General features: G+C 47.8%; 12 protein-coding genes. All 12 read right to left on the bottom strand.

What is annotated here, in order from left to right:
* Nucleotides 1–4: 4 nt before the first annotated feature.
* Nucleotides 5–895 (bottom strand): ExeA family protein, encoded by an 891-nt coding sequence (locus Q9291_RS02190; RefSeq protein WP_306388353.1) that lies wholly within the window; start codon nucleotides 893–895, stop codon nucleotides 5–7.
* Nucleotides 896–906: 11 nt separating this feature from the next.
* A complete protein-coding gene (gene mshL, locus Q9291_RS02185) occupies nucleotides 907–2,658 on the bottom strand; it encodes a pilus (MSHA type) biogenesis protein MshL (protein WP_306388352.1) in 1,752 nt (583 codons plus the stop codon).
* Nucleotides 2,659–2,768: 110 nt separating this feature from the next.
* Nucleotides 2,769–3,080 (bottom strand): hypothetical protein, encoded by a 312-nt coding sequence (locus tag Q9291_RS02180; RefSeq protein WP_306388351.1) that lies wholly within the window; start codon nucleotides 3,078–3,080, stop codon nucleotides 2,769–2,771.
* A 69-nt stretch (nucleotides 3,081–3,149) separates the two neighbouring features.
* Complete coding sequence (locus tag Q9291_RS02175) at nucleotides 3,150–3,836, bottom strand: hypothetical protein (protein ID WP_306388350.1); 687 nt, start codon at nucleotides 3,834–3,836, stop codon at nucleotides 3,150–3,152.
* Entirely contained in the window at nucleotides 3,833–4,606 is a 774-nt protein-coding gene (locus Q9291_RS02170; protein ID WP_306388349.1) for a PilN domain-containing protein, read from the bottom strand. The genes Q9291_RS02175 and Q9291_RS02170 overlap by 4 nt, the downstream gene beginning before the upstream one ends.
* Nucleotides 4,603–5,541: a hypothetical protein gene (locus Q9291_RS02165; RefSeq protein ID WP_306388348.1), complete on the bottom strand. Its 939-nt coding sequence runs from the start codon at nucleotides 5,539–5,541 to the stop codon at nucleotides 4,603–4,605. Before Q9291_RS02165 ends, Q9291_RS02170 begins: the two co-directional genes overlap by 4 nt.
* Before the next feature lie 239 nt (nucleotides 5,542–5,780).
* The gene (locus tag Q9291_RS02160; RefSeq protein ID WP_306388347.1) at nucleotides 5,781–9,509 is read right to left on the bottom strand and encodes a DUF6701 domain-containing protein; all 3,729 of its coding nucleotides are present in this window, start codon (nucleotides 9,507–9,509) and stop codon (nucleotides 5,781–5,783) included.
* A gap of 600 nt (nucleotides 9,510–10,109) precedes the next feature.
* The gene (locus Q9291_RS02155) at nucleotides 10,110–10,547 is read right to left on the bottom strand and encodes a hypothetical protein (RefSeq protein ID WP_306388346.1); all 438 of its coding nucleotides are present in this window, start codon (nucleotides 10,545–10,547) and stop codon (nucleotides 10,110–10,112) included.
* Nucleotides 10,544–11,371: a type II secretion system protein gene (locus Q9291_RS02150; RefSeq protein WP_306388345.1), complete on the bottom strand. Its 828-nt coding sequence runs from the start codon at nucleotides 11,369–11,371 to the stop codon at nucleotides 10,544–10,546. Before Q9291_RS02150 ends, Q9291_RS02155 begins: the two co-directional genes overlap by 4 nt.
* Nucleotides 11,355–11,963: a type IV pilus modification PilV family protein gene (locus tag Q9291_RS02145; protein ID WP_306388344.1), complete on the bottom strand. Its 609-nt coding sequence runs from the start codon at nucleotides 11,961–11,963 to the stop codon at nucleotides 11,355–11,357. Before Q9291_RS02145 ends, Q9291_RS02150 begins: the two co-directional genes overlap by 17 nt.
* Before the next feature lie 33 nt (nucleotides 11,964–11,996).
* Nucleotides 11,997–12,452, bottom strand: coding sequence for a pilus assembly FimT family protein (locus Q9291_RS02140; protein ID WP_306388343.1), 456 nt, complete (start codon nucleotides 12,450–12,452; stop codon nucleotides 11,997–11,999).
* Between the two features lie 12 nt (nucleotides 12,453–12,464).
* A complete protein-coding gene (locus Q9291_RS02135; RefSeq protein ID WP_306388342.1) occupies nucleotides 12,465–12,908 on the bottom strand; it encodes a type II secretion system protein in 444 nt (147 codons plus the stop codon).
* Nucleotides 12,909–12,946 lie beyond the last annotated feature (38 nt).

The raw sequence follows: 12,946 nt of genomic DNA, 5'->3' as shown, positions 1-12,946 counted from the left end.
ATACTCAGCGCCCGATGGCGGCCATGGCAGCATGCACACCCAGCCACCAGCGGAAACCATGACGCAAACTGCGATGTTGCGCTTTGACGCTGGCTTGCGTATCCAAAATCGCTGCTTTGGCATCCACCACAGTCACGGCATGCTGGCCGCGGCCATACGCAGACAATAAGGATTTATGTGAGAGAATATTCAGCAGTCTGGGAATACCGTTGGCATACCGATAAAGCAAACGCATGCTGGCGGCAGTAAACACCATCCCCCCCTGATAGCCTGCGACATGCATACGGTGGTTGAGGTAAAATCCCAGCTCCGACCATTGCAAACCTTTTAAACGATATTCAAAACTGATGCGCTGCCTCAACTGTCGAATGGAAGAGTGGTTGAGTCGCTCCTCAAGCTCGGGCTGACCAAAAATTACCACCTGCAACAATTTGCGTTTTTCGGTCTCGAGATTGCCCAGCAAACGCAAGGCCTCCAGCGTTTCCAACGGCATCGCCTGCACTTCGTCCAGACACACAATGACACGCTGCCCCTGCTCGGCATAGGTCAGCAATTTGCGATTGAGTGCATCCAGCATGTCATGATGCGTGTAATCGGGCTTGAAAGCGACGCCAAAATCGGTCGCCAGCGTCATCAGCAACGCATGTGGATCCAGATAAGGATTAGGGATATAAGCTACCTTGCACACAGGCTCAAGCGCCCTGAGCAAGCGGCGACACAATAAAGTTTTACCGGTACCCACTTCGCCAGTGATTTTCACAAACCCTTCGCCAGAATCAATGGCCACCAGCAAAGTATTCAATGCCTCTTGCAGGCTACGTGTTGCATAATAAAAGCTGGTATCCGGCGTGATAGAGAACGGATATTCTTTCAAGCCGAAATGTTGCAAATACATGCGAATAAACCCTAAAATTCCCGACTATTGATACTTTCGAGGTGTTGCTGAGTATTCAGCATATCCTCAGCCCAGTTATCGCCGCCTTTAACCACGGTTGATTTCAGCAAAATAACCAACTCCGACTTCACAGAACCTTCTTCTTTTTGACGGAAGAGATTGCCCAGGAATTTGACATCGCCCAGCAGCGGCACTTTGGAGCGGGCGTTTGAAACAGATTCTGTCATCAAACCACCAATCGCAATCACATTGCCATCCCGTGTACGCACAATACTGTCCGTTTCATTAATGGTTGAAGAGGGCACCGGGATATTAAAGTTTGAAGTTGCGCCCAGGCTGATTTGCTTGTTCACACTCACTACGCTACTCACAAGTGGGTGGATATGCAAGATGATATTGTCATCACGGTCAATTTGCGGGGTAACATCTAGTGAAATTCCGGAAAAATAAGGTTGCAATGTCACTTGCGGGAAGGAAGTCGTCCCCGCTGTGGTCGCAGTGGTGTTGTTGCTCACATTGGTCACAAACAACTCGTCCGTACCCACCTTGAGCACCGCTTTTTGATTGTTCAAGGTGGAAATGCGTGGACTGGATAACACCTCAACATTGCCTTGCGTTTCAAGAAAGTTAAGCAATGCAGAAAACTTGGACCCTTGCACGGCCAATGCGAACATAGAGCTGCCAATAGCAGTGGCACCTGTGTATGCCAAACTGCTGTTAGATAAGTTAGTGTTTGCCAGAGAATTGGGCGTGGCACTCAATACACCATTGGTATTCGTACCTGTCGTGCCAAGGCTAGTATTGCCCGATACATTACCAAAAGTAAAATCGGTGTTGCCAAATGTGCGGAACGCCGCCCAATTCACACCTTGCTGTGAGCCTTTATTCAGTTGCACGCGCAGGATTTTTGCTTCAAGAATCACTTGTCGATCAATCGTCACCTGCATCAGACTCAAATACTTTTCAACTTGCCTAATTTCTTTAGGCAGCGCTTTTACCATAATCAGCCCGGACTGTTTATTTACAATCACACTGCGTCCGGTTGCGTTGCCCACAATACTACCAAGTGAAATTTCCATCTCGGCCCAAAAATCGGTATCTGTTGACGTGCTTACCGTTGAGGCGAAGCTCTGCTGTGTATTATTGCCCGTACTGCCCGCAAGGGGGGTGCCACCTGTGGCTGATGAGGCACTGGAACCACTTGCGTTATTGGGCATACTCAGGCTACCAGAAGAAACTTTAGTACCAGACTCACCTTTACGATGGCCAGCAATATAATTCACCTGAAACACGCGCGTTTGTAATGTTTGCGGCTCTACATAAATCTGCCTGCCCTGCATACGATATTCCAGTCCATACAGTTCCCGCAGCGCATTCAAGGCTTCAAACAAGGTCACATCTTTTAGATTGACTGTGATTTCGCCCGTCAACTCTGGACTGAGCACCATGCTATAAGGCGTACCGCTGACAATACCCACCAATACCTGACTGGTAGAGGCTTTGGTCACCACCAGATCAAAACGAGGCTCCATTTTTTTGGTGATCGATTTGGGCGCTTCAATCTTTAATGGCTGTAACATTTCATCCGTGACCTCTTTAGGCACCGGCAATGTTTTACCTTTCATATTGTCCATACTCTCGCGCAAAGCCTCATGCATTTTTGGCTTCACAGTGGGATAAGCAGGCTTGGTGACCATCTCGGAACAGCTTGTTAAGCATGCCATCAGGCCTGCGACTACTAACAGATAAGTGTTATTTTTCATGGACTTGCTCTCTTTTATTTTAAGGTCTCACTGCCAGGCAGTTGACCGCATTACAGCTGTAGTTACAAGCAGAAATTTTATCCCGCAATCCTGCCTCACATTCAACAACATTACTTCTTCACCGGCTTTATCGTGGCATTTTTATAATCAACCACATCGAGGGTTAACTTTAATTTATTGCGCTCTTTATTCACCAACACAGCCTGCTTACCATTTACAGCGACTAGGGTGTAGTTATCGAGTTTTTCGCCCAAACGCACCAGCTTTCCATTGATAATGGCAAAACTGCGCTTACCATCCACTTTAACGGCCGAAAGCGTAAGTGTAGTGTCTTGCTCACTCATCGCCTCCGGCAGCATCTTGATAATACTTTCAGGCGGTCTGGTCGGATCATTCAGTATTTCTGAAAACGCCGACGCCATGGGTGCGATGAAGACGCACACCGTCAAAAACGCTTTTATGTAACAACGTGATGTCAAATGTGGCATGGATTAAATCCCCAACCAGGCTTTTTGCATACTCAAGGTATACAGGTGGATTGTCAGCTCAACCACAGGAAAGTCTGCTTTCAATTCCGCGGTTTCCCAAGCCACTTTCTCGTGCTGGGATTTTAGATCTTCAGCGTAATTCAAGACCGCAAGATAACTACCCTTGATGGTTAATGAAATCGTGTGCTGATAAATATCATCCAGACCTGACATGTCAGAAGCACTCTGAGCCGCCTCAGCCACTGCCTCAGCCTGCTGAAGATGATTTTTGACAAAACTCTGAGGCGGCAGTGATTCAAACTTCACCAGTTGAATATTGTCATGCTTTTTCAACATATTTTTCAACAGCGGCAACATCTCGCCAGCACCCACCATGATGTTGGCGACATCAACCAAACCATTTCTTTGCTCTATGATCGCCTGAGTTAAACGTTCAATCTCCAACTGGACGGGAGACTTGACCACTGAGGCTTGCGTTGAGGCTGTTGCAATCAGCACTTTTGTTTTTGCAATATCTTCCTGCATTTTTACCTGGTCATTCGTCATCACAGCGCTCTGCTGGCGAAGAGGTTCCAAGATAAAAGTATCATAAAGCCCTATGATTCCAAGCAAGCCGGTCCCAAATAGCATCCAGCGCTCACGTTTGGACATCACGGACCATTTGTTCTGATAGTCTTGCAACACACTCATTTTGCCCCCCCTTGATTGACTGCATGATCAACGGTTGTGGCGCCCATTTTTTCTGTTTCGTGTCGGGGTTCAGAGTTCGCATCAAACCCCGTCATTTCAAACTCAATCAATTTATTGTGAGCATTCCCTGCCACTTTGGACGCAGGCTCAGTTGCCGGCGGACGCTTGTTTGCTTCTGTTGTCGAGGCAGAAGGCGTCGCCAGCGAAGGACTCACTGGCACATCTACCTCTTTCAGCTTAAGGCCATCAAAGAGCTGACCGCTGAAAACAGGCTCTTTACCAAGAGCTTGCATATACGCAGGGACAAGATCGGCACTTAAACTATTGCCTCGCAAGGTGACGTTTTTCTTGAAAGGTTCCAGCTTCATCCCTGTCAGCCACACATTCTCAACGGGACGATGCGCAAGACCACGCAAATAATCTGCAACATGTGCTTGCTCACCGGATTGCGTCAGTTTAAATATTTCAATAATATTGGATTGATTCTTGTAGCTCTGCTGCAGCTTACTGAGCAATTTTTCATCCTCTTGCGAGTTAGCGGGCGGTTTAAATGTGTCAGATAACTGATCAAGCGTTTTCTGTGTAGCAGTCAGCTCTGTATGCACTTTCTCATACTCGGCATTGGCCTCGGCAAGGCCTGACTCCAGGTGAGATTGATAAAGACTCAATAGTGTAAAAATAGTCACATAAATCAGTCCGACATTGCGTAGCGAAAGCTGATCCTTGACCTTCACTAGGCCGGGATTAAATAAATTAATCTGCTGGCTCATAAGACACTTTCAATACGCAAAGCTGCACCAAGCGCTGGCATCAGCATACTTTGAAGTTCCAAGCCACTGAAGTCCTGCCCTTCCGGAAAATCGACAATGTCGGTCAAGTTAAAACTGTCGACCGGCACATAGAGACTTTTCTTCAGCCCCTCCACCAGTCTCAGGGCACCGGAATCAGGCGTGACTAATAATTTGTTGATAGACAAAAATGGAAACTGCCGATCAAAGCTATCCAAAGACCGCTGCAGCTCCAGCACAAGCCGATCAAAGTTATTTGAAAACAACTCGTCATCCAGATTTCTCAGAAAGCTTTTGTCGAGCTCAATAAACCGGGTATGGTAAAGCTCGCCTTTGGCTGAAAAGGTAATTAAAAAGCCACGCTCAAGAATACTGACCATGGCGATTGCACGTTGCTCGTGCTCAAGCAATGCTGCAACGTTGCGTTGCGCCATCGCATAGACATCAATTGACTTCAGGTTTAAGCCTGCGTCAAGCACCGCATTGCTCACCTCTGCCAAGTGATTATTGCGCGCGCAAATGGCAAACATCAGCGGCAAACGATTAGGGCTCTCGGGGTCGCCAGGGATATCAATGCCATCGACAGACGCATGCTCAACCTGATACTCAATCAACTCTTTGACTTTCCATTTGAGAGAGGACTTAATCTCATTTTCGGGCATATTGGGTTTATCAACCTGCAGTATCTGGTACTGCTCGGCACTCAGTACAACATTGCATGGCAAGGATTTCAACGCAGCCTGTGTGACTAATTGCTTTAACTCCGCGCCTTTGAGTAAACTGGTTTGTAACACTTTGGCCAACGTCACTCTCGGCTTGCTTTGGGCGGCTGCAGAGATTACGACCACACTCACAAACTTATCAGTAAAGCCAAGCCCAATCCGGCCTTTGTTATTGTTTTTCTTTAACCATTTCATGCAATGACGGCCTTCCTTCGAGAGGTAATATGACGCACTCGTATACACTTAATACAACCACCTATTAAACCACCACAGGCCCTATCGTCCCGCGACAAACGGCCATTAATGACCCATCTTCAAAATACACTGATTTAATATGAATTTTAATCCGCGTCATTGAGATTCATATCCATAAAAAAATAGGCTTGTGAGGTCTTGTTTACTATATTGATGCGATTATTTAATCATCAGCAACACTAAAACGCTTCACGCATGTAAATGACCGGCATCCGGCTTCGTCCAAAAGTGGCACGCCCGGCAGGTTCGGCACTGCCATCGATTAACCATGGCATACCAGCACTGGTTGCGTTCGCTTCGGCAGTCGGCAAACACACTTTTTCACCTGCGATAGCCGCGTTCAGATTCACCTCCAGATCAACACTGCCGGTGTTTGGAATCCCACCTGTGACGCCTGGCGCACTCAGTCGCAACGTTTGAATGCCATTGATCAAACTTGCTGAACCCGACAACCCTGTCTCGCAGGCATTTAAATTGCCATGATAATTTTTCATAGCGATACTCGACAAGGGCACTGTCGAACAACTATCGGCCGCATTTCTGATATACCCATTGCCATCCCAATATTGTGCTTCAAGCAACATTGGTAAGTTTAGCAGTTCAGAGCCATGCTGACTTTGCAGGAACATCCGCCCATAACGGAAAGGACTGCCCGCTGCAATGGTGACTGGTGAAGTCGTTGTCACACCATCATCATCCAAAGGCTGTGTAAAGAAAGTAATGTTGGTGGGTGCAGCTTTCGCCGATGCTGGTGGCTTTCTGACAATATGTTTGGCACTTATCGAGCCGACACCACCGGTCCAACTGCCGGAAGCCGGCGTTGCACTGGGGTCCAGCGTAAAGGCTGAGCTAGTGGTGAAACGATAACTGTCACGTACACTTGTATTGAACTTCATAAAACTATTAGCCGCATAATTACCCGCGTAATTCTGGGTCGTGCCATTTGTTTTATTTTTGGCTGTGATTGTAAAAGCGGTGTACAAACCATCTTGACCAAAATAAGTGAACTGGTTGCTGCATCCTAAGGTATTACTGCCTGCAGTAATATTGAAATGATCAGGATAAAAACGGCCAATATTTCCAGACGCACCAACCCCAACAACTTTACCAGCGCCCATATAATCATCGTCAGCCATCACAGGAATGAGCCTGAGAATGCCAACCTCACTCCAGCTTAACGTATCTATGGTCGCAGAACCATTATTGAAGCTCACAGAAGCAGTTGTATTATTGCTCAGCACCCCTTCTGCCCCCCCCGCTGGCGCCTCAAGATATGCATTTAATCTGATGGCCTCAGGGATGATTTCCTTACCAAAATTGGCGGTAGGGTCCCCGTTTGCAGCAAAGGCGGTAACTGTCGCTTTAAACAACTCGCCCGACTTGATAAACTTTGGTCCCGCCGCGTTAGCAGCAGCAGGATTGGCAATATTGCCAACACTGCTAAAAATAGAATTACTATTAACAATCAAAGAAAATGGTTTGGTGACGAATGCATTACTATTTCCAGCCAACCGTGCCCCGTTAGGTAAAGTTTTTTGCATAAACAATGTTGTCTGACCAACATCATAATAATTCAGCCAAAATGGAGCATTGCCATTATCATCAAAATTAAGCGTGATAGGTAATGTACTGGCAAAACCACTGGCATTGTTGTTTGCTGCAAAAAAATTGCTGCTCTCAATAATTGCGCCTTGCTGTGAGACTATGCCTATCTTCATCCGATTCCCTGCCGAACAAGTTGTAGGGTTGTTACATACATAGCCAAAATTGATATCCTGACTCCCCTTCAACGCGGCTTCGCAAGCACGGGTTGTTGTGTTTTTCTTTACTGCCCGCAAAACATACACGCTAGAATTCACACCCGCTTCCTGATTGGCTATATTCACTGACGGTCCATTCGCTACATTGGAGATGATGAACCCGGCGTCGCTGGTGGTATATTGGCAACTGGCGGTATTGGTTGAGGAATCCCAGCACGTGGTTTGCGGGTTGCCATAGGGCGGAATACTGTAATTCACCACATCTAACGTCAAGGTTTGCGGGTTTGCCACATCGAGTTCAACCAATGCTGAGCTTGATCCGGCAGGCACCACAAAAGCCGCAGTGGCGACTGTCACACCATTGCTTTGTGCAACCACCGTTCCTGCAAACGAGACAAAGCTTGACGAACAGGTGCCATTTGAGTCGTCCCCGATACAGCCCTGAACGGTGACTTGCGTGGGCGCGCAGGTTAACCCGTTTCCGCTATGATTCAGGCGAGCATGGTGCAATAACAAGCACTGATGCGTCTCCGCATAATCTGCATTCACTTGCGCCTGCGTGACTGCGCCGTTATAGACTTTAACCTCATCAATATTGCCAGTAAAACGACTACTGTTATCTACCGATGTCCCGCCGACCACCAATGAAGAACTGGCAACGGCGCGATTGCGGAAAATCTGGATATTGGTAATCAAACCACCATAGCTATTTTTATCCACCGATCGAAACTCAAGCTTAATAGGGCTCCCTGTTGCAAAGCCAAGCGGAAAAGTAAAGTTTCGGAACGCTGCGGAGCGTGTATTTAGACGACTTAACAATGCATTGTTAATGTATATATCGATGGCTGAATCCGTACCGCTCATATAGCCTGATCGGCCAGCATAATCGACACTGAGTGTCAGCTTCTCACCTGCGTTAGGGGTAAAGTTCGTATACAAATTGTAGTCGCCAGGACTCCCTTCAATCTCAATCACATTGAGTGAGGTAGAGCCAGTGGCGCCATATACCGAAGGGGGGTTCACTTCAATCACTCTGCTTGGGTTATCAGTAAACCAGCCGTCAGGGGGCGCTCCCGTGCCCCACGTATTTGGCGGCGTCACATTGGTAGAAATGGCATCCGGATTAAAAAAGGAAACCAGTTTTTGCGAGCCAGAAAGTGAAAGAGTTTGCAACACGCCATCGATATATAATTTATTCGAAGTGACATCAATATTGGTAAATACCGCCGAGATATGATGCCAGCCATTGGCCAATCCATTGGTAGAAACGCCATACACCAGACCGTCGGCGTCAAACCCGAAAATATTATTTTTGATCGCAAGGTTATAGCCGTTCCACCCGGCAGGGACAACCCCACTTGTGCCATTCCAGTACATCCAGAAGGTAATGCTGTTTTGTGTAGAGGCAAAAGTAGTGACGGGTAAATTATTGATTTGAAATGCCCCGCCGTTGTTAGATGGGCCGTTGAGTTGGGCGTAAGCACATGTACCATTGGCAGCGCCGGTGCGTGCTGGTGTCAGCAACCCTCGAACAGGGACCGAGCTACCAACCGCCCGGCCATTAAAGGGGCCCCCAGTGAAGCCAGCACTGTCTTTAAGTTCGCCGCTTAAACCACTCCAGGCAATAGGCTCCTCTAAAGTATATTTGGCAATCAGATCTGCTTGCGCATCCAAGGTAACGCCTGCCAAAAACGGAATCCCTATAACCGCACTGCCTGTAGTGGTAAACCTGATGCCAGTTAATCGTTTCGTTGCAAAACTCGCTGGCAAATCAAAACGTTGCATATCGAGGTGGGCGCCAAGATTCGAGCCAAGTACGTTGGTTGTGACGTAATTGGCAGACGGCTCAATGCCATAGTAGTGATTTCTGACATTGTTGCCGATCACCAGATTGACGGAATAACTAGTACCGTCATTAGCCAAAAAGGTAATAGACCCTACATTGGCACCAGCAAAACTATAAGCCGTATTAATCAATGTGTAGACAGATCGCGTGCCATAACTGTTGGTATTCAGAGTGACTGTTTTGCTGTAGGTACTCAGCCCAAGCGCATTCACACCGTTTGAAGTGGCCCAAATGACATTGTTTCCAGACGCGTTCGTGCGCATTTCAAAAGGCACGCCCTCGTAGTTCACAGGCCCAGACATTTTCCCCTCATAAACGTCTCCATCTCCAAATGTACGAATGTCAGCATTAAGCTGGTCCGTCGGCAAAGGCACAGGCACAAAGGTTCCCTGAGCCGTAGCAGAATTGGCAGTGTTAACAGCACTTGTGAGTACAATCAGCAATAGCGCCGCTTGCACTAAAAAACAATCAGAAAGAGGCCGATGCAAGACATCAAGTTTTAGAAAGGCTTTTTTTACCCGGTGCAGAATGTATGTTGGAAAATACATTACCATGCTTTCCAGCGCTTGCAGAAGCGACGAGATCAAGCAATTCATCATGCTGCTGGACCGGAGACGCAATGTAACCATTTGAGAGTGAACCGAAAGAGATCGCATGTTTGTTGGTTTCATCATCTTTTGCTTACCTTATACTTGGCATACCCATTTAAAGGGCTCTCATGACCACAACCAATCATTGCCAGCATATGATTTTGCCATTAACAGCCCTTACTTTAAGGGGCGCCACTTTAAAACAAGGACTCTTGATATTACTACTTTATTCTAATTCTATTATTTAATTACAATTCACTGAGTAAGAATAGAAAAACCACGTATTTTTTTCAATAAAATCAATGTCTAGTATCAACTACACTCACCGCCGGTGGCAAACAGACAACGGCTCAATGACACCTGCACCTGCCGCTCGACATAATCTTGTGCGCCTTGCGCACCTTGAGAGGCTGTCGCAATCAGTTGATAGATTGTCACATTTTCTGTACCGGAGGTATCACTGTAATTATACGACTGGCAAGATAGTACCACTGCAAAACCGTTAATCGTAAGTGTTTGACTGGCAGGGCAGGCTTGCATCGTGGTTGAGCCAGGGAGTAACACCTGATAGGCAGCCCACTCAACCCCTGCCCTGGCTGCAAAATAAGCGCGGGTAGCCAATATTTCCTGCGTAGCCGTCACATTGGCAAGTAAAAACATGCGCATTAAATAGCCGACCATGGCAGACAGCACCACCAGCACAAAAATCGCCATAGGCAAGGCAATGCCTCTGTTGAAATAGGCTCTCATGCTGAATTCACCAAATCAATCATATGAAACAGTCTGATCATCGCGCCATTTCTGAGCAGCCTGAGGTTCACGCTCAGCACACCACTATGCTCCATCACGCCATTATCCAGACTAAATCTGCATTCACTGACGAACTCGGAAATCACATGGGGCGTATAAGCAGCTAGGTCTGCCACACTCGCGGGCAAGCCTGCAACCACAGGGTACCCGGTATACATCAGCAAGCGTCCGGTTGCAAGGTCACACACATACAGTGCAGCAGTACTCACCACATAAAAGCGCCTGCCAGGTGAGACATACGGAAAAGGTAGGCCACTAAAAGTTAGCTGAGACTGGTTAGGGCCTAAGCTGGTCAAGCTGCGGTAATCGTCACCATTATAGACATCGGCCCCGGCAATGCCCATGTTATAAATAACCAGGCCATCACCAGCACTCACATTTGGTACCGGCGGGCCCAATACATCAAATGTATCGTTGCTGGTAGCAAAGTCCAGAGGATTCCCAGCACCTGTGCTGGTCGTGCCATTACGATAACGCCCACCATGTGTAATGGGCAGAAACTCGATGATTTGGCCGTTGGCTGAAATTCTGACACTATTTGGCACCGCATTTCGGATATCGCGCTTGATTCGTCGCAAGGCATTGTCAGACATATCCACCAACTGAAAATACGTTTCGGAGTTGGCATAGCCTTGCACGACACGCTGAATAAAAATCATGGACATGCCGCCAAGAATGCCCATGACAGCAATCACGACCACCAGCTCCACCAAGGTGAAGCCGGGCTGTGTGCCTGGCAATACTGACTTATACGCGCGGCGCATATCTGAACCTGACGCCTGTGAGCGTAACGCGCGCGTTGGCCGGGCCGGTTACAGTCACGGTAATTTGCAAGGCATCATTGGCAGGTACGCCTGCAAAACTGCCCGCGCCCCCCACATTTGCCATTGAAACTGAAACTTGATACCCCGTCAGCCCGGTGATGGGTGTGACATCTCCCACACGGCAAATCCCTGCACATTGCGCATCAGGCATGCTGAAACCGGCATAATCTGCCACATTGTCCAACGGCTCGGTGGCGCTGTAACGACTTTCGGTATTGGGCACTGGGCCGGTCACACTGTTCTGTGCAACGGTACAATCCGCCGCACTATTGGCCGTCGGGGCATTGACATCGTCGGGATCACAATAGGTAAAAGGCATTTGCATGGCCTCTTGCAAAATGGACTCGGCAATCGCCAAAGTCTGTTTGCGCGCCAATGGGTCCGCGCTGTGGCCGACCATATAACTTAAAGCACCGATCACACCAGCCAATGTCACGGACACAATGGTAATGAACACCACCAACTCAACCAATGAGAATCCACTGGCATTTTTGGACTGGCAATAATGCTGTTTTTTTATGAAATTGCCCATGTTTGATGATTAACCCGGCCAGCCGGTAAAGGATTAACGTATGTACCCTGTATCAGCCTCAACATTAATTGTCACCAACTGACTGTTGTTGTTTTTATTTGTCACCACAAAAGCGGCATTGGCATTAGGCACAGGCCGACCTAATGAGTCGAAACCTATCGTTGCGGCATCGACCTGTACATTGCGCGAAAACACAAAAGCATACGGATTGCCGTTCTCGGGGTTTGTCACAGTCTGGCTGCAATCCAGAGTAAAGCAGACTCTTAGACTGGGCGGCACGGTCGCGCTATACACTGTATACACTACCCGGCGCTGGGCAATGGCAGTCTTCTGTGCATAGCGCAGCGTTGAGGACAACAAACCCGCATCGCCGCGGGTTTCGAAAACATCGCTACTGACATATCTTGATCCAGAAACCGCGGCTAAAATACTTACAGTTGCAATGATTGCCACCAATTCGACCAAAGTGAAGCCACAAGAACGCTTCATAAAAAACGGAGATTAACCACCGCAATTTGCAGCGTTTAAAGTAGGCGTAGTCACGACACCTGTTGCCGCAGTATAAACGACTGTACAGTTGGCAAAACCACCTACCGTGAATGTCGTTACACCAGCATTGTGAGCTGGAACAAATTGACCATCAACTGCTTGAAGAGCAGCGACAATTCCAGCTGCATCAGCAGTTGGATAACCGTTGGCAGTCACTGTCACGTTATTACCATCCATTGGTACAGATAATACCGCTGCATTGCTACCAGCCGCTATCCAAGCAGCGCGTGCAAGATTTGCCGAAGACCTGAGTGACGCGGCAAGGCCATTACCTGCTGCGACGCGTGCATTAGACTGCACATTCACAAATCTTGGTAATGCAGTTGCCGCCAAAATACCCAACACTGCAATTACTACCACCAACTCAACCAATGTAAAACCAGCCTGCTTTTTCATTTAACACTCCTAATCAAAATATCCTGCCTTTATTAACA

It is taken from the genome of Methylophilus aquaticus (assembly GCF_030769565.1).
In the GTDB taxonomy this organism is placed as follows: Bacteria; Pseudomonadota; Gammaproteobacteria; order Burkholderiales; family Methylophilaceae; genus Methylophilus; species Methylophilus aquaticus.
This window is presented reverse-complemented; position numbering and strand designations above follow the sequence as displayed.